The organism is Pseudomonas sp. DWP2-2 (assembly GCF_049897065.1).
Classification (GTDB): domain Bacteria; phylum Pseudomonadota; class Gammaproteobacteria; order Pseudomonadales; family Pseudomonadaceae; genus Aquipseudomonas; species Aquipseudomonas paracarnis.
Window position 1 is genome coordinate 21,600 of sequence record NZ_JAFCVN010000013.1, and the last position, 22,751, is coordinate 44,350.

Annotated in this window: 21 protein-coding genes; 10 read left to right on the forward strand and 11 right to left on the reverse strand. The window is 61.5% G+C overall.

What is annotated here, in order from left to right; all coding sequences use genetic code 11:
- Positions 1 to 41: 41 nt before the first annotated feature.
- The 5 genes from miaB to lnt all read left to right on the forward strand — a co-directional run bounded on the left by miaB (position 42) and on the right by lnt (position 5,470).
- The gene (gene miaB / locus ACP7CZ_RS22605; RefSeq protein ID WP_014720071.1) at positions 42 to 1,370 is read left to right on the forward strand and encodes a tRNA (N6-isopentenyl adenosine(37)-C2)-methylthiotransferase MiaB; all 1,329 of its coding nucleotides are present in this window, start codon (positions 42 to 44) and stop codon (positions 1,368 to 1,370) included.
- A gap of 230 nt (positions 1,371 to 1,600) precedes the next feature.
- Positions 1,601 to 2,605, forward strand: a complete 1,005-nt coding sequence (locus tag ACP7CZ_RS22610) for a PhoH family protein (protein ID WP_019818064.1) — start codon at positions 1,601 to 1,603, stop codon at positions 2,603 to 2,605.
- A complete protein-coding gene (gene ybeY / locus ACP7CZ_RS22615; protein ID WP_003194442.1) occupies positions 2,598 to 3,056 on the forward strand; it encodes an rRNA maturation RNase YbeY in 459 nt (152 codons plus the stop codon). The genes ACP7CZ_RS22610 and ybeY overlap by 8 nt, the downstream gene beginning before the upstream one ends.
- Positions 3,057 to 3,098: 42 nt before the next feature.
- On the forward strand, positions 3,099 to 3,938 hold the full coding sequence (locus ACP7CZ_RS22620; RefSeq protein ID WP_003194444.1) for an HlyC/CorC family transporter: 840 nt from the start codon (positions 3,099 to 3,101) through the stop codon (positions 3,936 to 3,938).
- Positions 3,939 to 3,946: 8 nt separating this feature from the next.
- Positions 3,947 to 5,470, forward strand: a complete 1,524-nt coding sequence (lnt, locus tag ACP7CZ_RS22625; RefSeq protein ID WP_252950806.1) for an apolipoprotein N-acyltransferase — start codon at positions 3,947 to 3,949, stop codon at positions 5,468 to 5,470.
- A gap of 111 nt (positions 5,471 to 5,581) precedes the next feature.
- On the opposite strand, the gene ACP7CZ_RS22630 is transcribed toward lnt, so the two are convergent.
- Both ACP7CZ_RS22630 and ACP7CZ_RS22635 read right to left on the reverse strand, forming a co-directional pair.
- Positions 5,582 to 6,343, reverse strand: a complete 762-nt coding sequence (locus ACP7CZ_RS22630) for a YdcF family protein (protein ID WP_294167765.1) — start codon at positions 6,341 to 6,343, stop codon at positions 5,582 to 5,584.
- 97 nt (positions 6,344 to 6,440) lie between these two features.
- On the reverse strand, positions 6,441 to 6,746 hold the full coding sequence (locus ACP7CZ_RS22635; RefSeq protein ID WP_020301951.1) for a hypothetical protein: 306 nt from the start codon (positions 6,744 to 6,746) through the stop codon (positions 6,441 to 6,443).
- Positions 6,747 to 7,007: 261 nt separating this feature from the next.
- On the opposite strand from ACP7CZ_RS22635, the gene leuS reads away from it, so the two are divergent.
- The 5 genes from leuS to ACP7CZ_RS22660 all read left to right on the forward strand — a co-directional run bounded on the left by leuS (position 7,008) and on the right by ACP7CZ_RS22660 (position 13,109).
- Positions 7,008 to 9,614 carry a leucine--tRNA ligase gene (leuS, locus tag ACP7CZ_RS22640; protein WP_252950805.1) on the forward strand — a complete coding sequence of 869 codons (2,607 nt, stop codon included), beginning with the start codon at positions 7,008 to 7,010 and terminating at the stop codon, positions 9,612 to 9,614.
- A gap of 87 nt (positions 9,615 to 9,701) precedes the next feature.
- Entirely contained in the window at positions 9,702 to 10,307 is a 606-nt protein-coding gene (lptE, locus tag ACP7CZ_RS22645) for an LPS assembly lipoprotein LptE (protein WP_014720078.1), read from the forward strand.
- 39 nt (positions 10,308 to 10,346) lie between these two features.
- Positions 10,347 to 11,384 (forward strand): DNA polymerase III subunit delta, encoded by a 1,038-nt coding sequence (holA, locus tag ACP7CZ_RS22650; protein ID WP_032895162.1) that lies wholly within the window; start codon positions 10,347 to 10,349, stop codon positions 11,382 to 11,384.
- Between the two features lie 172 nt (positions 11,385 to 11,556).
- Positions 11,557 to 11,721, forward strand: a complete 165-nt coding sequence (gene arfA / locus ACP7CZ_RS22655) for an alternative ribosome rescue factor ArfA (RefSeq protein WP_003176285.1) — start codon at positions 11,557 to 11,559, stop codon at positions 11,719 to 11,721.
- Between the two features lie 62 nt (positions 11,722 to 11,783).
- Positions 11,784 to 13,109 carry a lytic murein transglycosylase gene (locus tag ACP7CZ_RS22660; RefSeq protein ID WP_054918108.1) on the forward strand — a complete coding sequence of 442 codons (1,326 nt, stop codon included), beginning with the start codon at positions 11,784 to 11,786 and terminating at the stop codon, positions 13,107 to 13,109.
- Between the two features lie 115 nt (positions 13,110 to 13,224).
- Here ACP7CZ_RS22660 and ACP7CZ_RS22665 read toward each other — a convergent pair whose 3' ends face one another.
- The 9 genes from ACP7CZ_RS22665 to mrdA all read right to left on the reverse strand — a co-directional run bounded on the left by ACP7CZ_RS22665 (position 13,225) and on the right by mrdA (position 22,745).
- Entirely contained in the window at positions 13,225 to 14,145 is a 921-nt protein-coding gene (locus ACP7CZ_RS22665; RefSeq protein WP_198790880.1) for a S66 peptidase family protein, read from the reverse strand.
- 152 nt (positions 14,146 to 14,297) lie between these two features.
- On the reverse strand, positions 14,298 to 15,299 hold the full coding sequence (gene lipA, locus ACP7CZ_RS22670) for a lipoyl synthase (protein WP_161793230.1): 1,002 nt from the start codon (positions 15,297 to 15,299) through the stop codon (positions 14,298 to 14,300).
- A 25-nt stretch (positions 15,300 to 15,324) separates the two neighbouring features.
- A complete protein-coding gene (lipB, locus tag ACP7CZ_RS22675; protein WP_034126907.1) occupies positions 15,325 to 15,972 on the reverse strand; it encodes a lipoyl(octanoyl) transferase LipB in 648 nt (215 codons plus the stop codon).
- On the reverse strand, positions 15,972 to 16,253 hold the full coding sequence (locus tag ACP7CZ_RS22680; protein ID WP_005791752.1) for a DUF493 domain-containing protein: 282 nt from the start codon (positions 16,251 to 16,253) through the stop codon (positions 15,972 to 15,974). Before ACP7CZ_RS22680 ends, lipB begins: the two co-directional genes overlap by 1 nt.
- An 85-nt stretch (positions 16,254 to 16,338) precedes the next feature.
- The gene (locus ACP7CZ_RS22685; RefSeq protein WP_003194468.1) at positions 16,339 to 17,496 is read right to left on the reverse strand and encodes a D-alanyl-D-alanine carboxypeptidase family protein; all 1,158 of its coding nucleotides are present in this window, start codon (positions 17,494 to 17,496) and stop codon (positions 16,339 to 16,341) included.
- Between the two features lie 183 nt (positions 17,497 to 17,679).
- Entirely contained in the window at positions 17,680 to 18,684 is a 1,005-nt protein-coding gene (locus tag ACP7CZ_RS22690; RefSeq protein ID WP_032895156.1) for a septal ring lytic transglycosylase RlpA family protein, read from the reverse strand.
- Positions 18,684 to 19,694, reverse strand: a complete 1,011-nt coding sequence (gene mltB / locus ACP7CZ_RS22695; protein WP_054896188.1) for a lytic murein transglycosylase B — start codon at positions 19,692 to 19,694, stop codon at positions 18,684 to 18,686. Before mltB ends, ACP7CZ_RS22690 begins: the two co-directional genes overlap by 1 nt.
- Positions 19,695 to 19,711: 17 nt before the next feature.
- Positions 19,712 to 20,815, reverse strand: a complete 1,104-nt coding sequence (rodA, locus tag ACP7CZ_RS22700; RefSeq protein WP_044268991.1) for a rod shape-determining protein RodA — start codon at positions 20,813 to 20,815, stop codon at positions 19,712 to 19,714.
- Between the two features lie 31 nt (positions 20,816 to 20,846).
- On the reverse strand, positions 20,847 to 22,745 hold the full coding sequence (gene mrdA, locus ACP7CZ_RS22705; RefSeq protein ID WP_034126905.1) for a penicillin-binding protein 2: 1,899 nt from the start codon (positions 22,743 to 22,745) through the stop codon (positions 20,847 to 20,849).
- Positions 22,746 to 22,751: the final 6 nt, after the last annotated feature.

Consider the following 22,751-nt stretch of genomic DNA (forward strand, 5'->3'; position numbering starts at 1 on the left):
CCCTATAATGCGCGGTTCTTTACCACCAGTTGACGATTCCCATGGCCAAGAAGCTTTACATCGAAACCCACGGTTGCCAGATGAACGAGTACGACAGCTCGCGCATGGTCGACTTGCTGGGCGAACACCAGGCCCTGGAAGTCACTGCCCGCGCCGAAGATGCCGACGTGATCCTGCTCAATACCTGCTCGATCCGCGAGCGGGCCCAGGACCGTGTGTATTCGCAGCTGGGCCGCTGGCGCGAATTGAAACTGGCCAACCCGGACATGGTGATCGCCGTCGGCGGTTGCGTGGCCAGCCAGGAAGGCGCCGCGATTCGCGACCGCGCGCCCTACGTCGATGTGGTGTTTGGCCCACAAACCCTGCACCGTCTGCCAGAGATGATCGACGCCGCACGCATCACCAAGCTGCCGCAAGTGGACGTATCGTTCCCCGAAATCGAGAAATTCGACCATTTGCCCGAGCCGCGTATCGACGGCCCGAGCGCCTATGTGTCAGTGATGGAAGGTTGCAGCAAGTACTGCACTTTCTGTGTAGTGCCCTACACCCGCGGTGAAGAAGTCAGCCGGCCGTTTGACGATGTGCTGTCGGAAATCATCCACCTGGCTGAAAACGGCGTGCGCGAAGTCACCCTGCTGGGCCAGAACGTCAACGGCTACCGTGGCCAGACCGATGACGGCCGCCTGGCCGACCTGGCGGAATTGATCCGCGTGGTCGCCGCCGTCGATGGCATCGAGCGCATCCGCTACACCACCTCGCACCCGCTGGAGTTTTCCGACAGCCTGATCCAGGCCCACGCCGAAGTACCAGAGCTGGTCAAGCACCTGCACTTGCCGGTGCAATCGGGTTCGGACCGCATTCTCTCGGCGATGAAGCGCAACCACACCGCACTGGAATACAAATCCAAACTGCGCAAGCTGCGCGCCGCCGTGCCAGGCATTTGCATCAGCTCGGACTTTATCGTCGGCTTCCCGGGCGAAACCGAGAAAGACTTCCAGCAGACCATGAAGCTGATCGAAGACGTCGGTTTCGACTTCTCCTACTCGTTCGTCTACAGCCAGCGCCCAGGCACCCCGGCTGCCGACCTGCTGGATGAAACCCCGGAGGCGTTGAAAAAAGAGCGTTTGAACGCGCTGCAACATCGCCTCAATCAGCAGGGCTTCGAAATCAGCCGACAAATGGTCGGTTCGATCCAGCGCATTCTGGTGACCGATTATTCGAAGAAAGACCCGGGTGAATTGCAGGGGCGTACCGAGAACAACCGAATCGTCAACTTCCGCTGCGACAATCCCACGCTGATCGGCCAGTTTGCCGATGTGCACATTGATGCGGCGCAGCCACACTCGTTGCGTGGCTCGTTGATCAACTGATCTCGCTGACCGGATGAAGATCAAAATGTGGAAGCTGGCTTGCCTGCGATAGCGATGTATCAGTGCCTTATGTGCCAACTGACCCACCGCTATCGCAGGCAAGCCAGCTCCCACAGGGGTTCTTCAGGGTTATCGAGAGTGGGGCCAGGCTATTTAAGTGCTTTCGCACACCAGCGCCTGGCGTTATTCTCTCTCTCACCTCATCAGCCAAAGGGCGGCTAAAAGCAACCTTGAACGCACCCATAGCAGAACCCCATCGTTTTATCCTCGAGCCTTTTGAGGCTCGCCGTTTCGCCAACCTGTGCGGACAGTTCGACGAGCACCTGCGCCTGATCGAACAACGCCTGAGCATCGAGATCCGCAACCGCGGCAATCAGTTCGAGCTCATTGGTGAACCCCAACACACCACGTCTGCAGAAAACCTGCTGCGCCGTCTCTACCGCGAAACCAAGGGTAGCGAGCTGTCGCCGGAGACCGTGCACCTGTACCTGCAGGAGTCGGCTGTGGAAGACCTGGCCAATAACCCGGTGGCCGAAGCCAGCGTGGCCTTGCGTACCAAAAAAGGCATGATTCGCCCACGCGGCTTGAATCAGCAGAAGTACGTCAAGGAAATCCTGGGCAACGACATCAACTTCGGCATCGGCCCGGCCGGTACCGGCAAGACCTACCTCGCGGTGGCCTGCGCCGTCGACGCCCTGGAGCGCGAGCAAGTGCGGCGCATCCTGCTGGTGCGCCCAGCGGTCGAGGCCGGCGAAAAGCTCGGTTTCCTGCCCGGCGACTTGGCCCAGAAGATCGACCCGTACCTGCGCCCGCTCTACGATGCGCTGTACGAGATGCTCGGTTTTGAATACGTGGCCAAGCTGATCGAGCGCCAGGTGATCGAGATCGCCCCGCTGGCCTACATGCGTGGCCGTACACTCAACAACAGCTTCATCATTCTCGACGAAAGCCAGAACACCACCGTCGAGCAGATGAAGATGTTCCTCACCCGTATCGGTTTCGGCTCCACTGCCGTGATCACGGGCGACATCACCCAGGTCGACCTGCCCAAGGGCACCAAGTCGGGCCTGGGCCAGGTGATCGAGGTGCTCAAGGACGTGCCGGGTATCAGCTTCACGCACTTCATGCCCAAGGACGTGGTGCGCCACCCGCTGGTGCAGCGCATTGTCGAAGCCTATGAGCGTTTCGAACACCGCGACGACGCGCCCGCCAAGGACGCTCGCCACGATGCTTGAGCTAGACCTGCAGCTGGCCACCGACGCGCCCGCCCCCAGCGAAGCCCAGTTCCGCCAATGGTGTGAACTGGCTTTGCGCCAGCGCACCGCTGACTCGGAGCTGACCATTCGTCTGGTGGACGAGGCCGAAGGCCGTGAGCTGAACCACACCTGGCGCCAGAAAGACTACGCGACCAACGTGCTGTCCTTCCCCGCCGACGTGCCCGACGAATTGCTGGATATCCCGCTGTTGGGCGACCTGGTGATCTGCGTCGCGGTGGTCGAGCGAGAAGCGGCGGAACAAGGCAAGGAACTTGAGGCCCATTGGGCCCATCTAGTCATCCACGGCTGCTTGCATCTCTTGGGTTACGACCATATAGACGATGACGAAGCCGAGGAAATGGAAGCACTGGAACGAACGTTGCTTGCAGAACTGGGTCACCGCGACCCATATGCAGACGACGAAAGCTGATCAACACTCAACTGTCATATCAAAGGATTTAGAGTAATCGCTATGAGCGAAGACCGATCGAGCAACGGGCAGAAGTCATGGCTGGGTAAACTGACCCAGGCTTTTGCCCACGAGCCGAAAAACCGCCAGGAGCTCTTGGAGCTGCTGCGCGATGCACACCAGAACAAGTTGCTGGACAGCGAAGCGCTGGCCATCGTCGAGGGCGCCATCCAGGTGGCTGACCTGCAAGTACGTGACATCATGGTCCCGCGCTCGCAGATGATCAGCATCAAGGCGACCCAGACCCCACGGGAATTCCTCCCGGCCGTGATCGACTCGGCGCATTCGCGCTACCCGGTGATCGGTGAAAGCCATGACGACGTCATGGGTGTCCTGCTGGCCAAGGACCTGCTGCCGTTGATCCTCAAGGAGAATGGCGACAGCTTCAACATCAAGGACCTGCTGCGCCCGGCCACCTTCGTGCCCGAGTCCAAGCGCCTGAATGTGCTGCTGCGCGAGTTCCGCGCCAACCACAATCACATGGCCATTGTGATTGACGAATACGGCGGCGTGGCCGGCCTGGTCACCATCGAGGACGTGCTGGAGCAGATCGTCGGCGACATCGAAGACGAGCACGACGTCGAAGAAGACAGCTACATCAAGCCGCTGCCCAGCGGTGACTTCCTGATCAAGGCACTGACGCCCATCGAAAACTTCAACGAGTTCTTCGACAGCGAGTTTTCGGACGATGAGTTCGACACCGTCGGCGGCCTGGTGATGAGTGCGTTCGGGCACCTGCCCAAGCGTAATGAAACCACCGAGATCGGCGCCTATCGCTTCCGCATCCTCAATGCTGATAGCCGTCGTATCCATCTGATCCGTTTGACACCCATCGCCCGCTAAGGACTGACATGCGCCGTCTCACCTCACCCGGCTGGCCCGGTAACTTGCTGGCCGTGGTGGCCGGCGCCATCACAACCCTGGCGCTGGCGCCGTTCGATATCTGGCCGTTGGCGCTGGTAGCGGTCGGCCTGTTCTATATCGGCCTGCGGGAGCTGACACCCCGCCAGGCCCTGGGCCGTGGCTGGTGTTTCGGCTTCGGCCTGTTTGGTGCCGGCACCAGTTGGATCTACTACAGCATCCACCACTTCGGCGGCGCTTCGGTGCTGCTGGCGGGGTTCCTGATGCTGCTGTTCACCGCCGCCATCGCCTGGTTCTTTGCCCTGCCCGCCTGGCTATGGGCGCGCTGGTTGCGCCGTAACGAAGCACCACTGGCGGATGCATTGACGTTCGCCGCGTTGTGGGTCGGCCAGGAAGCCTTTCGTGGCTGGTTCCTTACCGGTTTCCCGTGGTTGTACTCCGGTTACAGTCAACTCGATGGGCCGTTGACCGGCCTCGCGCCATTGGGTGGGATGTGGCTGATTTCCTTCGCCCTCGCGCTCACTGCCGCATTGCTGTGCAACCTGCCGCGCCTGCTGGCCAGCAAGCGCAATGCCTTCATCGGCGCGGGCCTGTTATTGCTGGTTGCGCCCTGGGCGACTGGCCTGGCACTCAAGCACCACGCCTGGACATCGCCGTCTGGCGCGCCCCTGAGCGTGGCTGCGATTCAGGGCAACGTCGAGCAAAGCATGAAGTGGGACCCGGACCAGCTCAATGCACAGTTGGCGCTGTACCGCGACATGAGCCTGAGTTCCAAGCGCGTCGACCTGCTGGTCTGGCCGGAAACTGCCGTGCCGGTGCTCAAGGAATCCGTGGAGGGCTACCTGGGCATGATGGGCAAGTTTGCCGCCGACCGGGACAGTGCGCTGATCACCGGGGTACCGATTCGCCAGGAAGTGCACCACCAGAAGCGCTACTTCAACGGCATCACCGTGGTCGGCGAAGGCGACGGCACCTACCTCAAGCAAAAACTGGTGCCGTTTGGCGAGTACGTTCCGCTGCAGGACATGCTGCGCGGGCTGATTGCCTTCTTCGACCTGCCCATGTCGGACTTCGCCCGCGGCCCTTCTGACCAGGCCATGCTGCAGGCCAAGGGTTATCAGATTGCGCCGTTCATTTGCTATGAAGTGGTGTACCCCGAATTCGCCGCCGGCCTGTCGGCCCAGAGCGACCTGCTGCTGACTATCAGCAACGACACCTGGTTCGGCCGCTCCATCGGCCCGCTGCAGCACCTGCAAATGGCGCAAATGCGTGCGCTGGAGGCTGGCCGCTGGATGATCCGCGCCACCAACAACGGCGTGACCGGGCTGATCAACCCGTTTGGGCAGATCACCGCGCAGATCCCGCAGTTCGAGCGTGGCATTCTCTATGGGGAGGTGGTGCCGATGCATAACCTCACGCCGTACCTGCAATGGCGTTCGTGGCCGTTGATCATTGTGTGTGTGCTGCTCTTTGGCTGGGCGCTGTTGGCGGCTCGGATGGCCAAAACGGTCTGACCTGTGGGAGCTGGCTTGCCTGCGATGGCGGTGTATCAGTGCCCTGAGTGCTCACTGACCCACCGCCATCGCAGGCAAGCCAGCTGCTACATTTGATCTCCTGTGTTGCACCTATCGGTAGAACAACCGATACCCCACCTGCCCCACCGCTTCATTTATCAACTGCCCGCTTTGCCACACCGCCTTGACCTCCGGCATCCAGCCACCCAGCGGTCGGCCATGGTCGACACCCAAAAAGCCCACCGGCCCCGGCACCACGGTGAAGCCGGCCTTTTCAAAACTCCATACCGAACGCGGCATGTGCCAGGCCTGGGTCACTACCACTACACGCTTGATGTCTTTCGGCAACAAAATCTCGGCGCTCATCTGGGCGTTTTCCCAGGTAGTGCGGCTGCGCTCTTCTTTCCAGCGCACGGTGACACCGAAGTCATCCTGCATCGACACGGCCATCAGCTCGGCCTCACTGGGCGGCGTGCCGTAGTGCAAGCCGCCGCTGGTCAGCACTGGCAAACCGGATGCCTTGGCCAGCCGCGCGGCAAAACGCTCACGTTCCAGGCCAATACCGGTGGGCTGGTCGCTGCCCCACGCAATGTCTCCACGCTCGCGCCCCGAGCCCAGCACCACAATCGCATCGGCACGCTGGGCCAGGGTAGCCCAGTCTTCCCGGGCCAAAGGCGGCTCTGTCTCCAGGGCACGGGCGCCCCATTGCACCATCACTGGCAGGCTGATCAACCACATTCCGCCCAGCCCGAGGGCAAAGCACAAGCCCGCCAGGCGCGGACGGCTGCGGCGAAACCACCAGGCACACGCCAACAACAGCAGAAAAATACCGGGCGGCAACAACAGTTGTTTAATGAAATAACGAAAAGGCATCGGGCATCTCCAAAGATGCCCGAAGCCTAGATGCATCGGGGTTTTGCAACAATCCTTACCGACAACATTTTGATAACGCTAACGGATAACGCGGGGCTCACTTGCACCGCACGGAGCGGAAGTTCTCTGGCCCGCGGCCGGTCGCCAGGTCTTTGAGCCAGATGACCTTGGCCGAATGAGCGGGCGGGGAAGCCTGCCCATGGGAGGCGCGGTCGTGATTCAACGCCAGATAGTTCTTGATCAATTCAAGCTCCGCCTGGCTCAAGCCTCGCAACTCCAGCTCCAGAGGCCGTTCATCACGCAATCGGCCTGCGGTTCTTGCGGCATCCAATGCCCGACCCAAACGGTCGATCAATCCTTCATACAACTGCGGTTTCGTTAAAGTTCGCTGCGATTCAACCATCCCCTCACCTCATTGAAGAAATACTTGCTCCCCACTAAACAGCGTAGCCCCCGTTGCTGCGCCTGCCCGGTGCCGCGACAGACGGCCCTTGGCGCGCAATCAGGGTTTCCCTCGATAGAGTGGGGTCATGTATGCTACGGCGCTTCCTGTAACTCCACTTCCCGCAGGGTTTGGGCACGGACGCGCCGCTTCTTGGTGTCGAACAACCCGGACAGTGCACCGAAGAGGATTAGGCCACCCCTATCCAGTTCAAAAGTAGCCATGCACGAACAATATCAGCCCCGTGAAATAGAAAATGCCGCCCAAACCTTCTGGGACGAGCAAAAGTCCTTTGAAGTCAGTGAACAGCCAGGCAAGGAGACTTACTACTGCCTATCGATGTTCCCTTACCCCAGCGGCAAGCTACACATGGGGCACGTGCGCAACTACACCATCGGCGACGTGATTTCGCGCTACCAGCGCATGCTCGGCAAGAACGTGCTGCAACCCATGGGTTGGGACGCCTTCGGCATGCCGGCAGAAAACGCCGCGATGAAAAACAACGTGGCGCCCGCCAAGTGGACCTACGAAAACATCGCCTACATGAAGACCCAGTTGCGCAGCCTGGGCCTGGCGGTGGACTGGTCCCGCGAGGTCACCACCTGCAAGCCGGATTACTACCGCTGGGAACAATGGCTGTTCACGCGCCTGTTCGAAAAAGGTGTGATCTACAAAAAAAGCGGCACCGTGAACTGGGACCCGATCGACCAGACCGTACTGGCCAACGAACAGGTCATCGACGGTCGCGGCTGGCGTTCCGGCGCGCTGATCGAAAAGCGCGAAATCCCGATGTACTACTTCAAGATCACCGCCTACGCGGATGAACTGTTGTCGAGCCTTGACGATCTGCCGGGCTGGCCTGAACAGGTCAAGACCATGCAGCGCAACTGGATCGGCAAATCCAAGGGCATGGAAGTGCAGTTCCCGTACAACGTCGACTCCATCGGCGAAGCCGGCGCACTCAAGGTGTTCACCACCCGCCCCGACACCCTGATGGGCGCGACCTACGTCGCCGTGGCCGCCGAACACCCGCTGGCCACCCAGGCCGCACAGAACAACCCTGAGCTGCAGGCGTTCATCGCTGAATGCAAAGGCGGCAGCGTGGCCGAAGCCGATGTCGCCACCCAGGAGAAAAAAGGCCTGCCGACCGGCCTGTTCGTCGAGCACCCGTTGACCGGCGAGAAACTGCCGGTTTGGGTCGCCAACTACGTATTGATGCACTACGGCGATGGCGCCGTCATGGCCGTGCCGGCCCACGACGAGCGCGATTTCGAATTCGCCACCAAGTACAGCCTGCCTATCAAGTCGGTCGTGCGCACTAGCTCGGGTGATACCAACCCCGCTCCGTGGCAAGACGCCTACGGCGAGCACGGCACGCTGATCAACTCCGGCGAATTCGACGGCCTGGACTTCCAGGGCGCGTTCGACGCCATGGAAGTGGCCCTGATCAAGAAAAACCTCGGTGCCTCGCGCACCCAGTTCCGTCTGCGTGACTGGGGCATCAGCCGCCAGCGCTACTGGGGTTGCCCGATCCCGATCATCCACTGCCAAGCCTGCGGTGACGTGCCGGTAGCGGAAGACCAACTGCCGGTCGTGCTGCCAGAAGACGTGGTGCCGGATGGTGCTGGCTCGCCGTTGGCGCGCATGCCCGAGTTCTACGAGTGCAGCTGCCCTAAATGCGGCGCGCCGGCCAAGCGTGAAACCGACACCATGGACACCTTCGTCGAGTCCTCGTGGTATTACGCTCGTTATGCCTCGCCGCACTATGAAGGCGGCCTGGTGGAGAAATCCGCAGCCGACCATTGGTTGCCAGTGGATCAGTACATCGGTGGCATCGAACACGCCATCCTCCACCTGCTGTACGCGCGCTTCTTCCACAAGCTGATGCGTGACGAAGGCCTGGTGAGCTCCGATGAGCCATTCAAGAACCTGCTGACCCAGGGCATGGTGATCGCCGACACTTACTATCGCCGCGAAGCCAATGGCGCCTACACCTGGTTCAACCCGGCGGATGTCGAGCTTGAGCGTGACAGCAAGGCCAAGGTCATCAGCGCGAAGCTGAAAGCCGACGGCCTGCCGGTGGAAATCGGTGGCACCGAGAAGATGGCCAAGTCCAAGAACAACGGCGTCGACCCACAGTCGATGATCGATCAGTTCGGCGCCGACACCTGCCGCCTGTTCATGATGTTCGCCTCGCCGCCTGACATGAGCGCCGAATGGTCCGACTCGGGCGTCGAAGGCTCGCACCGTTTCCTCAAGCGTGTCTGGCGCCTGGCCCACGCTCATGTCAGCCAGGGCCTGCCGGGCAAGCTGGATATCGGCGCGTTGAACGACGAGCAGAAAGCCGTTCGCCGCAGCATCCACCTGGCTATCCGCCAGGCCAGCCAGGACGTTGGGCAGAACCACAAATTCAACACCGCCATCGCCCAGGTGATGACGCTGATGAACGTGCTGGAAAAAGCCTCGCAGGCGACCGAACAAGACCGTGCGCTGATCCAGGAAGGCCTGGAAACAGTTACCCTGTTGCTCGCGCCGATCACGCCGCACATCAGCCATGAACTGTGGAGCCGTCTGGGCCACAGCGGTGCCGTCATCGATGCCGCCTGGCCGGTGCAGGATGACAGCGCCCTGGTACAGGACACGCTGCAACTGGTCATCCAGGTTAACGGTAAACTGCGTGGCCAGATCGACATGCCGGCCAGCGCCAGCCGTGAAGAGGTTGAAGCAGCTGCACGTATCAATGAGAACGTGCTGCGCTTTACCGAAGGCCTGACCATCCGCAAGGTGATCGTAGTGCCCGGCAAACTGGTCAATATCGTCGCCAGCTAAATCGGATCGGGTGCGGGGCTTGGCCCCGCGCCGAACTAAACCTTTAGGGCCCGATAAGGCCCACCTGGTTTCAAGGGGAGCAACAAAATGATCAAACGCAATCTGCTGGTTATGGGCCTTGCCGTGCTGTTGAGCGCTTGCGGCTTCCAGCTGCGCGGCACCGGCACCAATGAGCTGTCGCTCAAGGAACTCGACGTCAGCGCCCGCAACGCCTACGGCGAAACCGTCACCCAGCTGCGCCAGACCCTGGAAAACAGCGGTGTGCACGTGTACAACGGCGCAACCTACAAACTGATCCTGACGGATGAGCGAGAAACCCAGCGCAATATCAGCTACGCCAGTGCTGGCCGTGCGTCCGACGTCGAGTTGAACACGGCGCTGATGTTCGAAATACAAGGCCGTGATCAGTTGCCGTTGATGGGTGACAAGATCCAGGTGCAGAAAGTGGTGAGCCACGATGGCAACAACCTGGTGGGTTCAGACTCCGAGACCATCCAGGTGCGCAAGGAAATGCGTCGTGAGCTGATCCAGCGCATGATGACTCGCCTGCAAATGCTCACCCCGGAAAAACTGGCTGAGCTGCAGCAAGTGGCCGACAACAAGGCCAAGGCTGACGCCGACGCCCTGAAAGCCGCGCAGGAATATGAAGACAACACACCGAAACAGTCGCCTGTTGAAGTCCCTGTCGAGTAAGCCAGACGGGGCGCCCCTGGCGCCCCGTTCGCCCCGCCTATGAAACTTGCCCCCGCCCAACTCGCCAAGCACCTGCAAGGTGGCCTTGCGCCTGTGTACATCGTCAGCGGCGACGACCCGCTGCTGTGCCAGGAAGCAGCTGACGCTATCCGCACCGCCGCACGCCAGCAAGGCTTCGATGAACGCCAGGTGTTCAGCGCCGACGCCAGTTTCGACTGGGGCACCCTGCTGCAAGCTGGCGCGAGCATGTCGCTGTTTGCCGAGAAACGCCTGCTGGAACTGCGCCTGCCCTCGGGCAAGCCGGGCGATAAAGGCGCGGCGGCCTTGATGGAATACTGCTCGCGCCCTGCCGAAGACACCGTGCTGTTGATCAGCCTGCCCAAGCTCGACGGCAGCGCGCAGAAAACCAAATGGGGCAAGGCTCTGGTTGAAGGTCCACAGACTCAGTTCATCCAGATCTGGCCAGTGGACAGCAACCAGTTGCCGCAGTGGATTCGTCAGCGCCTGTCGCAATCAGGGCTCGCAGCGACACAGGATGCCGTGGAGCTGATCGCCGCTCGGGTCGAGGGCAACCTGCTTGCCGCCGCCCAGGAGATCGAAAAGCTCAAGCTGATGGCCGAAGACGGGCAGATCACCGTCGAAACCGTGCAAGGCGCAGTGGCCGATAGCGCGCGCTTTGATGTGTTCGGCCTGGTGGACGCCATCCTCAACGGCGAGCCCGCCCACGCCCTGCGCATGCTCGAAGGCCTGCGCGGCGAAGGGGTGGAACCACCGGTGATTCTCTGGGCCCTGGCCCGTGAGCTGCGCGTGTTGGCGAATATTGCCCTTCAATACAGCCAGGGCACACCGCTGGACAAATGCTTCAGCCAGGCGCGGCCACCGGTGTGGGACAAGCGCAAACCCCTGATGAGCAAAGCCCTGCAGCGGCACTCGGCGCAACGCTGGGCGCAACTGTTGCTGGAAGCGCAGCGCATCGATGCACAGATCAAGGGCCAGGCGGCCGGCTCGCCGTGGATGAGCCTGAGCCGTCTGTCGCTGTTGATGGCCGGCCAGCGCCTGGCGTTGCCTGCCGAATAACCACCTCTGTACAACGGCACAAAACCCTGTGGGAGCTGGCTTGCCAGCTCCCACATTGACTCTGCCCACTGCCTATTTGCAACATTTCCCACCTATCGACGGGCTTTACAGCCGGCCCACTTCGGCAGATGATTTGCACCGCTGCATTCCACCCCAAGCGAGAGAATCCACCATGAGCAAAAAGCCATCCAAGCATGGCCCCAACAAGGCCAAATCCATCATCGCCCAGCCCTTGTTCCGCAGCCGCCAGGAACGCGCCGGCAAAGGCAAAGGCAGCTACCGCCGCGAAGCCTTCCAGTCTAATAGCTGGGAGGCTTCTTACTTTCTGGCTGCCTGAAGGCAAGCGCCCCTCTGGCATGATAAGGTCTGTACCTGATTTGTAACCCCCTGGACCTGTGCATGCCCTCTCGTCTTTCTCGTCATTGGCACCTGCGCCAATTGATCGCTGCCTCCAGCCTCATTCTGCTCGTCGCCTGCGCCGAAAAACCTACCGCTGCGGACGCTCAACCCCTGCCCAAGCTCCAGACGGCCCCGGCTATCGCGCCTGCCGTGGTGGCCCCGTTGGCGGTGGACAATCTCGATATCCAACCGACCCAGACCTTTGCCGAATGGCAGGCTGGCTTCCGTGCTCAAGCGCTGCAGGCCGGGATCACTGCGGCCGTGTTCGATAACGCTTTTGCCGGCGTCACTCCTGATATGGCGGTGATTCGCGCCGACCGCAGCCAACCGGAATTTTCTCGCCCGGTTTGGGAATACCTCGACGGTGCACTGTCGCCGGTGCGCGTGCGCAATGGCCAGGCACTGCTGGTCAAGTACGCCGATATTCTGCAAAGCATCGAGCAACGCTATGGCGTCGACCGCCAGGCGCTGGTCTCGGTGTGGGGCATGGAGAGCAACTTCGGCGCTTTCCAGGGCAATAACTCGGTGATCCGCTCCCTGGCCACCCTGGCCTATGAAGGACGTCGGCCGGCCTTTGCGCAAGCGCAGTTGCTGGCAGCGCTGCAGATCATCCAGCATGGCGATATTCAGGCCGACCAGATGAAAGGTTCCTGGGCCGGGGCGATGGGCCAGACCCAGTTCATCCCGACCACCTACAACACCCATGCCGTGGACTTTGACGGTGACGGTCGCCGCGATATCTGGAACAGCCCGTCCGACGCCCTCGCCTCCACGGCGCATTACCTGCAAAGCTCCGGCTGGCAGAAAGGCCAGCCATGGGGCGTTGAAGTGCAGCCGCTGCCGTCTGGCTTCGACTACAGCCTGGCCGATGGCGGCGTGCGCAAGACCGTGGCGCAATGGCTGCAACTGGGCATCCAACTTCCCCCTGGCGTGAGCCTGCCGGTCAATGTCGACCAGTTGTCCGCCGCCCTGCTGTTACCGGCCGGCTACCGTGGCCCGGCATTCCTGGTATTGGATAACTTCCGCGCGATCCTCAAGTACAACAATTCGTCGTCCTATGCACTGGCGGTTGGCTTGCTGTCGGAGCGATTTGGCGGCGGCGGTGTGATTCGGGGCAGTTGGCCAAAAGATGAGCTGCCACTGAGCCGTTCGCAACGCATTGACCTGCAGACGGCACTCAGCGCCAAAGGGTATGACGCGGGTAATGCCGACGGGATTATTGGCGCCAACACGCGCAAGGCGATTCGGGCTGCACAGCAGGCGCTGGGCTGGCCGGCGGATGGGTATCCGACGGTGAAATTGCTGGAATCGCTGCAGAACCGCTGAAGTGATCGCTCCCACGCTCTGCGTGGGAGCGCTGCCTTGGACGCTCCGCGTCCGCGGCTGAAGAGGGTGACGCAGAGCGTCACTGGAGGCATTCCCACGTAGAGCGTGGGAACGATCAGGCCTTGAACACCACATCCTGCTCCAACACCACCCGCTGCTCCCCCGCATCCAGGCGCACCACGGCGCCCATCGGCAATGTCAGGTTCGGGTCGCAATGCCCACTGCGCCAGCCTGCCAGCACTGGAATGCACAGCGGCTCAAAGGTCTGCTTCAGCAGACGCGCCAATGCCGCGCTATCCACACCGGCCACGTCCCCTACCAACACGCCAGCGACTTGAGCCAGCTTGCCAGCCAGGCGCAGGTGGGTCAGCAGGCGGTCGATGCGATAGAGCGGTTCGTTGACGTCTTCGATAAACAGGATGATGCCATCAGCGTCTATTTCGTAAGGCGTACCCATGACCGCGGCGATCATCGACAAGTTACCGCCCAGCAAGCGCCCACAAGCCACACCCGGCTCGATTGTGGTCAGCGGGTAGGCCATCGGGTGCGGCAGCACACTGCCGGCGCCCCGTTGGCCACGCAGCAGGCTGAACAAGGAGGATTCGGTGGGCGGCTGTTTGCCACCGAGCAGGTCGGCATTGAGCATGGGCCCGTGGAACGTCACGAAGCCGGCATAGCGGTTGATGGCCAGGTGCAAGGCGGTGATATCGCTGTAGCCCACAAACGGCTTGGGGTTGGCGCGCAGCAGGTCGAAGTCCAGCGCATCGAGCAAACGGGGCGTGCCATAGCCGCCACGCAGGCAGAGGATGGCATCGATGTCGGGGTTGGCGAAGGCGGCATGCAAATCGCGCAGGCGCACTTCATCGCTACCGGCCAGGTAGCCGTCGCGCTCGTGCACACCAGGGAAAATGTGCAGGTCGTAGCCGCGGGCACGCATCCATTGCCGGGCTTTTTCAACATCCAGCGCGGCGGGGCCGGCGGGGGCGATCAGGCCGAGGGTGCCTTCGGGGCGCAGTGCAGGTACGGCGGCGGTCATCCATGGTTCTCCCTATATGACGCAGAACGAAATGTGGGAGCTGGCTTGCCTGCGATGCAAGCGCCTCGGTGAATCAGTGACACCGAGGTGATGCTATCGCAGGCAAGCCAGCTCCCACACAAGCCCGCATTTCACATTGATTCTGGAGCGGCTTACGAAACCAGGCTCGCCTTGACCAGCTTGGCCTGCTCATCGGCGTGGTACGAAGACCGCACCAACGGGCCCGAGGCCACGTTCTTGAAGCCCATCTTGTAGCCTTCCTCGGCGAACCAGGCGAAGGTGTCCGGGTGCACGAAGCGCTGCACCGGCAAGTGGCTGCGGGACGGTTGCAGGTACTGGCCCAGGGTCAGCATGTCGATGTCGTGTTCGCGCATGCGCTTCATGACTTCGATGACTTCTTCGTCGGTTTCACCCAGGCCCAGCATCAAGCCGGACTTGGTCGGGATGTGCGGCATCATCTGCTTGAATTTCTGCAGCAGGGTCAGCGACCACTGGTAGTCCGAACCCGGGCGCGCCGCCTTGTACAGGCGCGGCACGGTTTCCAGGTTATGGTTGAACACATCCGGCGGCTCGGCAGCGGTGATGTCCAGGGCGACGTCCATCCGGCCACGGTAGTCCGGCACCAGGGTTTCGAGCATCACGTTCGGCGACAGCTTGCGGATCTCGCGGATGCAGTCGGCAAAGTGCTGGGCACCACCGTCACGCAGGTCGTCGCGGTCTACCGAGGTGATCACCACATACTTGAGCTTCAGGTCGGCGATGGCGATGGCCAGGCTTTCTGGCTCATTGACGTCCAACGGCTTCGGACGGCCGTGGCCGACGTCGCAGAACGGGCAGCGACGGGTGCAGATGTCACCCATGATCATGAACGTGGCGGTGCCGCCAGAGAAGCACTCGCCCAGGTTCGGGCAGGAGGCTTCTTCGCATACGCTGTGCAACTTGTGTTTGCGCAGCAGCGACTTGATACGGTCGACTTCCGGCGAAACCGGGATGCGCACGCGAATCCAGTCAGGTTTCTTCGGCAGTTCGGTGGTCGGGATGATCTTGACCGGGATGCGTGCAACCTTCTCGGCGCCGCGCAGCTTGACGCCGGCTTCCACCTTGGCACGCGGGGCCGGGGCTGGACGCTCAGTGATGTCCAGCGTCGGGATCATGGTTTGCACAACATCAGTAGTCATATCAATCGATTCCGCCCGTCAGGGTCGTCTGCTCTGCATAGTCGAGGTGTTTGACGAGCTGCGCGCGCAGCCGGGCACTTACCTCGGCAAATTCTATGGATGTTGCATGGTCACTCAACTGGGTCATCGCAAGCCCGGCGTAACCGCACGGGTTGATCCGTCGGAACGGCGCCAGGTCCATGTCCACATTCAAGGCCAGGCCATGAAAGGAACAACCGTGGCGAATGCGCAGCCCCAGGGAGGCGATTTTCGCGCCATCCACGTATACACCCGGTGCATCGGGCTTGGCCACGGCGGTCACGCCGTAACTGGCCAACAGCTCGATCAGGCACGTCTCCATGCGGCTGACCAGGTCGCGCACGCCAAACCCCAGCTTGCGCACGTCCAGCAGCAGGTAAGCCACCAGTTGACCGGGCCCATGGTAAGTCACTTGCCCCCCTCGGTCGACCTGCACCACCGGAATATCACCCGGCAGCAGCAAGTGTTCGGCCTTGCCGGCCTGGCCCTGGGTGAATACCGGCGGGTGTTCTACCAGCCAGATTTCATCCGGGGCCGAAGTGCCGCGCTCATTGGTAAAGCGCTGCATGGCATGCCAGACCGGCTCGTATGCCATCCGGCCGAGCTCGCGAAAGCCCAGGACTTGCGACATCACAGCACCATATGCACGAAGCCGGTGGCTCGCAGTTCGCTGTTGATGTTGTAGAGCTGGTCTTGATCGGTCGCAACGATGTGCAACTGGATCGTGGTGTACTTGCCGGTGGAGCTTTGGCGCTCGTCCACGCGGTTGTCGTTGATCGTCGCGTGCTTCCTGACGATCTCGAGAATCTTGTCCTTGCGGCCGACACCGGTATCGCTGATCACCTTGACGGGATAATCCGTCACAGGAAATTCGATCTTTGGCGCCTTTACTTCTACGTCTTTATCGGTCATGGCAGAACAGCCTCGTAAGCGCTAAGCCGTGGCGACGGGCAAAGCCCCGCGTTGGATCAACGCGGGGCTTTGCAGGTGCACACAATCAGTTGAACAAGCCGTAGAAGAATAGACGGATGCTATCCCATACGCGGCGGAAGATACCACCTTCCTCGACAGCGTCCAGCGCGATCAGGTCGGCGCTGTGCACCACCTTGTCGTCCAGCTTGACTTCGACCTTGCCGATCACATCACCCTTGGCGATTGGCGCAACCAATTGCGGGTTCAGGGTCATGCTGGCGGCGAGCTTTTTCAGCTGGCCTTTAGGCATGGTCAGGGTCAGGTCGTCGGCCAGGCCGGCCTTGACTTGCGACGTCGCGCCCTTCCACACCGGCGCGGTCGCCAGCTCAGCACCCTTCTGGTAGAAGGTCTGGGTTTCGAAGAAGCGGAAGCCGTAAGTCAGCAGTTTTTGCGTCTCGGCCGCACGGGCCTGCTCGCTGTTGGTGCCGAATACCACGGCGATCAGGCGCTGGCCATCACGTACGGCGGACGACACCATGCAGTAGCCGGCTTCGTCGGTGTGGCCGGTCTTCAGGCCATCGACGGTCTTGTCGCGCCACAGCAACAGGTTGCGGTTAGGCTGCTTGATGTTGTTCCAGAAGAATTCCTTCTGGGAGTAGATCGCATAGTGCACCGGGTCAACGCGGATGATGGCGCGCGCCAGGATCGCCATGTCATGAGCCGACGAATAGTGCTCTGGGTTCGGCAGGCCGGTCGGGTTCATGAAGTGGCTGTTGGTCATGCCCAGCTCACCGGCGGTTTTGTTCATCATGTCGGCGAAGGCGTCTTCGCTGCCGGCGATGTGCTCGGCCAGGGCGACGCTGGCGTCGTTACCGGACTGGATGATGATGCCGTGCAGCAGGTCGCTCACGGTGACTTGCGAACCCACCTTGATGAACATCCGCGAACCACCGGTACGCCAGGCGTTTTCGCTGACGGTAACCGGGTCGTTTTCGCCGATCTGGCCGCGACGGATTTCCAGGGTCGCGATGTAGGCGGTCATCAGCTTGGTCAGGCTGGCAGGCGGCAGGCGTACATCACCGCCGTTTTCGACCAGCACGTTGCCACTGGCGGCGTCCATGAGGACCCACGACTTGGCGGCCAGTTGCGGGGAGGCCGGCACCATTTCAACCGCCCAGGCGGCTGGCGTGATGATCAGCGAGATAAGCAGGCACGTACGTTTGGCTAAGGTGGTGATGTTCATCCGTCTCTCGAAATTGCTTATGGAAACTTGCCCTCGCGGGCAAAACTATTCAGACAGCCCGCTTCCAGACTGTCACGTGTTCGGTTGCCCGCTCACCCCTTGCCCCTGGGTTTTTATTGTTCAACGAGCCAACAACCAGGGTTCAAGCGCGCATGCGCGTCTGAGCCATCAATCCGTTACTGCTTATTCTGCGGTGACCACGCTGGGTTGCCCCAGATTGGCCAGACGCACGCTGTTCTGCACTTGCGCCACTTCGCTCGGCGAGCCGATAGGGCCCATGCGTACACGGTGCAAGGTTTGCTGGTTACGCACGATGGAACTGATGAAGACCGGCGCGCTGACCATGCCGCTGAGCTTGGACCTTAACAGTTCTGCCGCATCCGGGTTGGCGAAAGCGCCGACCTGCAGGTATTGCCCACCGGCCATGGAGGCGCCCGCTGCCGCGTGAGGTACCACCACGGTATCAGGCGCATGCTGCGCAGGTGGCGGGGTCCATTGCTCGATCTTGCCGGTGGAGGCCGTCACTTGCGGTTGCGGGGTTGGCGGTTCGTTGAGCATCAACGGCGCGGGTTTGCCACGCTGGGCCCAATACTGCGCCGGATCGATGCCTTCGACCTTAACCCGTGCGGTGCCGGTTTCGGCATAACCGAGTTTCTTGGCGGCCGCGTAGGACAAGTCGATGATCCGGTCCGAATAGAACGGCCCACGATCATTGACCCGCAGGATCACGGTGCGATTGTTGTCCAGGTTGGTCACGCGCACATAGCTGGGCAGCGGCAGGGTCTTGTGGGCCGCGCTCATGCCATACAGGTCATACACTTCGCCGTTGGCGGTGTTCTGGCCATGGAACTTGGTGCCGTACCAGGACGCGGTGCCCGACTGCACGTAAGTCTTGGATTCCTGCAGCGGGAAGTAATTCTTGCCCAGCACGGTATAGGGGTTGGCCTTGTACGGGCCGGTGTGCAGGGTCGGCGTGGCGTCCGGGATTTTCGACACATCCACATCCCACCACGGCGCGCCGTCTTTGTGCGCGCGGTTGATGTCCAGGCCCGGCTGGGCACGTACCACCGCACCGCCCGCCTTCTTGGCCGGCGCACGGTTAGGGGTGGTGGAGCAACTGGCTACCAACAAGGACAACGCGGCGAACGCCACCAGCTTGAGCGGTTTTTTGAACGGCGATACCCGCATTACTTGTTGCCCCGTGCTTGAACCAGCTCATCTGACAGCTGATGCACGGCCATGGCGTACATCACACTGCGGTTATAACGCGTGATTGCGTAGAAATTCTTCAGGCCCATCCAGTATTCAGGGCCATTTGCGCCTTCCAGGCGGAATGCCGTCACCGGCATGTCGTCGCGTGGCGCATTCTGACTCGACCAGCCCAGCGCTCGCAACTCCCCGACGGTCTTGACCGGTTCGATACCTTGGGTCAGGCCCTCGTCGGCGCGCTCGCCCGTGACATCGGCGCGGATAACCACCGGCTCGCCGGCGACCCAGCCGTGGCGCTTGAAGTAGCTGGCCACGCTGCCGATGGCATCGTCGGGGTTGCTCCAGATATTGATGTGCCCGTCACCGTCGAAATCCACCGCATAGGCGCGAAAGCTGCTCGGCATGAACTGCGGCAAGCCCATCGCCCCGGCGTAGGAGCCCTTGAGGCTCAGCGGGTCGACCTGCTCTTCGCGGGCCAGCAACAGGAATTCGCGCAGTTCCTTGCGGAAGAACTCGGCGCGGGGCGGGTAATCGAAGCCCAGTGTCGACAAGGCATCGATCACCCGGTAGCTGCCGGTGTTGCGCCCGTAGAAGGTTTCGATGCCGATGATCGAGACGATCACCTGCGCCGGCACGCCGTACTCCTGCTCGGCGCGGGCCAGTACCGCCTCGTGCTGGCGCCAGAAATCCACGCCGCGGGCGATGCGCGCATCAGTGAGGAACATCGGGCGATAGTCCTTCCACTGCTTGACGCGTTCGGCGGGCCGGGAGATGGCGTCGAGGATCGCCTGCTTTTTCTGGGCTTCGCGAAACACGCCCATCAGTTGCTCACCGGCAAAACCGTAGTCGCGGGTCAGCTCACCGACAAATTCGGCAACCTGGGGAGAGCCATCGTAGTCACCGGCCTGCGCCTCTTGCGTTGCACCCAGCAGCCCGATCAGGCCCATCCAGGTCGCATGCCGAGTCGCCCAGCCGCGCATTACTTGCATTGACATCTTCACCTTATTCAAACCTGTGCGATCCACTTGCGATGCGTATGAATCGACATCAAAACCCCAAACGCTGACAGCAATGTCACCAGCGAAGTTCCGCCGTAGCTAATGAATGGCAACGGCACCCCAACCACCGGCAGCAGGCCACTGACCATACCGATGTTGACGAAAACATAAACAAAAAAAGTCATGGTCAGGCTGCCGGCGAGCAATTTGCCGAACAGCGTCTGCGCCTGGGCAGTGATCACCAGGCCGCGACCAATCAACAGCAGATAAATCAGCAACAACGCGCAAATGCCCACCAGGCCGAACTCTTCGCCCATCACCGCGATGATGAAGTCGGTGTGGCTCTCGGGCAAGAAGTCCAGGTGAGACTGGGTGCCCAGCAACCATCCCTTGCCAAATACCCCGCCGGAACCGATGGCCGCCTTGGATTGGATGATGTTCCAGCCAGTACCCAGCGGGTCGCTCTCCGGGTCGAGGAACGTCAGGATCCGTTGCTTCTGGTAGTCGTGCATGAAGAAGAACCACATGGCCACGGCCACGGGCACGGCGGCTGCCAGCACGCTGAGGATCCAGCGCCAGCGCAGGCCGCCCATGAACAATACGAACGCGCCACCGGCGAGGATCAATAACGAGGTGCCAAGGTCCGGCTGGCGCACGATCAACACAAAGGGCACACCGATCAGGATCAGGCTGATCGCCACGTGCTTGAGCTGCGGCGGCAAGGTGCGCTTGGACAGGTACCAGGCAATGGTGGCGGGCATCAGGATCTTCATGAATTCCGACGGCTGGAAGCGAATCACCCCGGGGATGTTGATCCAGCGTGTGGCGCCCATGGCGTTGTGGCCCATGACGTCCACCACCACCAGCAACAACACGCCGGCGACATACCCCAAGGGCACCCAGCGCGCCATGAAACGCGGCTCCAACTGGGCGATCACCACCATCGACAGCAGGCCCAGGCCAAACGAGGACGCCTGCTTGATCAGCAGGTCCCAGTTCTTGCCGCTGGCCGAATACAGTACAAAAAGGCTGCCGGCCGCCAGGGTCAGCAGCAGGATCAGAAGGGGGCCATCAATGTGCATGCGTTGCAGCAACGTCGCACGGCGACGCATCACATCTTCGCTGGAGAGGATGCGGTCAAAATTACTCTTCACGGGCCGTAACCTCGGGGCTTGAAGGGGGGCCGCCATACTCGGGCTTGAGCCGGCCATCGTCGGCCAGCAGCCAGGCGTCCATCACCTGGCGTACCACTGGGGCCGCGACGCCGGAGCCGGACTCGCCGTTCTCGACCATCACTGCCACCACGATTTTTGGGTCTTCCGCCGGGGCAAAGCCGACAAACAAGGCGTGGTCGCGGTGGCGTTCCTGGACCTTGGAGCGGTCATACTTTTCGCCTTGTTTGATCGCGACCACTTGGGCGGTACCACTTTTGCCGGCAATGCGGTATTGAGCGCCAATTGCCGCTTTGCGCGCAGTGCCGCGAGCGCCGTGCATCACCTGCTGCATGCCGTGGTTGACCTTGGCCCAATCGGACGGGTCACGCAGCACAATGTCAGGAATCGGATTGTCGTCCACCGGCTTTTCGCCTTCGATGGTCCTGGCCAGATGCGGTCGGTTCCACACGCCTTTGTTCGCCACCAGCGCCGTGGCCTGGGCCAGTTGCAGCGGAGTGGCCTGCATATAGCCCTGGCCGATACCCAGGATCAGGGTTTCGCCGGGGAACCACGCCTGGCGGCGGGTCGCACGCTTCCACTCCCGCGACGGCATCAGGCCGGGGGATTCTTCGAACATGTCCAGGGAGACTTTCTGACCGAGGCCGAACTTGCCCATGTAGGCAGACAGCCGATCAATTCCCAGTTTATGGGCCAGGTCGTAAAAATAGGTGTCGTTGGAGCGCATGATCGCGGTGTCTAGGTCGACATAGCCGTCACCGGAGCGGTTCCAGTTACGGTACTTGTGATCGTAGTTGGGCAGCATGTAGTAGCCAGGGTCGTACACCCGGCTTGAGGCCGTGACCACGCCAGCATCCAGGCCGGCAATCGCCACCGCCGGCTTGATGGTCGAGCCCGGTGGGTACAGGCCGCGCAACACACGGTTGAACAGTGGCCGGTCGATGGAATCACGCAGCTCTGCGTAGGCCTTGAAGCTGATGCCAGTCACAAAGGGGTTGGGGTCGAAGCTGGGCTGGCTGACCATCGCCAGCACTTCGCCAGTCTTCGGGTCCAGCGCCACTACGGCACCCCGCCGACCGCCCAGGGCCATCTCGGCAGCTTCCTGCAACTTGATGTCCAGACTCAGGACAATGTCCTTGCCAGGCACCGGATCGGTGCGCTTGAGCACGCGCAATACGCGACCACGCGCATTGGTCTCGACTTCCTCGTTACCTACCTGGCCATGCAACTCGGCCTCGTAGAAGCGCTCGATACCGGTTTTGCCGATGTGATGGGTGCCGCTGTAGTTGATCGGGTCGAGGGTTTTCAGCTCTTTCTCGTTGATCCGCCCCATGTAGCCAACGGAGTGGGCAAAGTGCGGCCCTTGCGGGTAATGCCGCACCAACTGCGCCACCACTTCCACACCCGGCAGGCGGAACTGGTTCACCGCAATACGGGCGATCTGCTCTTCGGTCAGCTCGAACAGGATCGGCACCGGCTCGAACGGCCGGCGCCCCTGCCGCATGCGCTTCTCGAAGACGGCCCGGTCTTCCGGCGTCAGTTGCAGCACCTCGACGATGACATCCAGGACCTGCTTCCAGTCGCCGGAGCGTTCACGGGTCATGCTCAGGCTGAAGCTGGGCCGGTTATCGGCAACCACTACGCCATTGCGGTCGAAAATCAGCCCACGGGTCGGGGGAATCGGCTGCACATGCACCCGGTTGTTTTCCGACAGCGTGGAGTGATAGTCGTACTGGATCACCTGGAGGAAATACAGCCGCGCAATCAGCACGCACATCAGCACCACCACCAAGACAGCACCGAACACCACCCGCGCGCGTACCAGACGTGCGTCTTTCTCGTGGTCCTTGATGCGGATCGGCTGGGTCATCGGGGG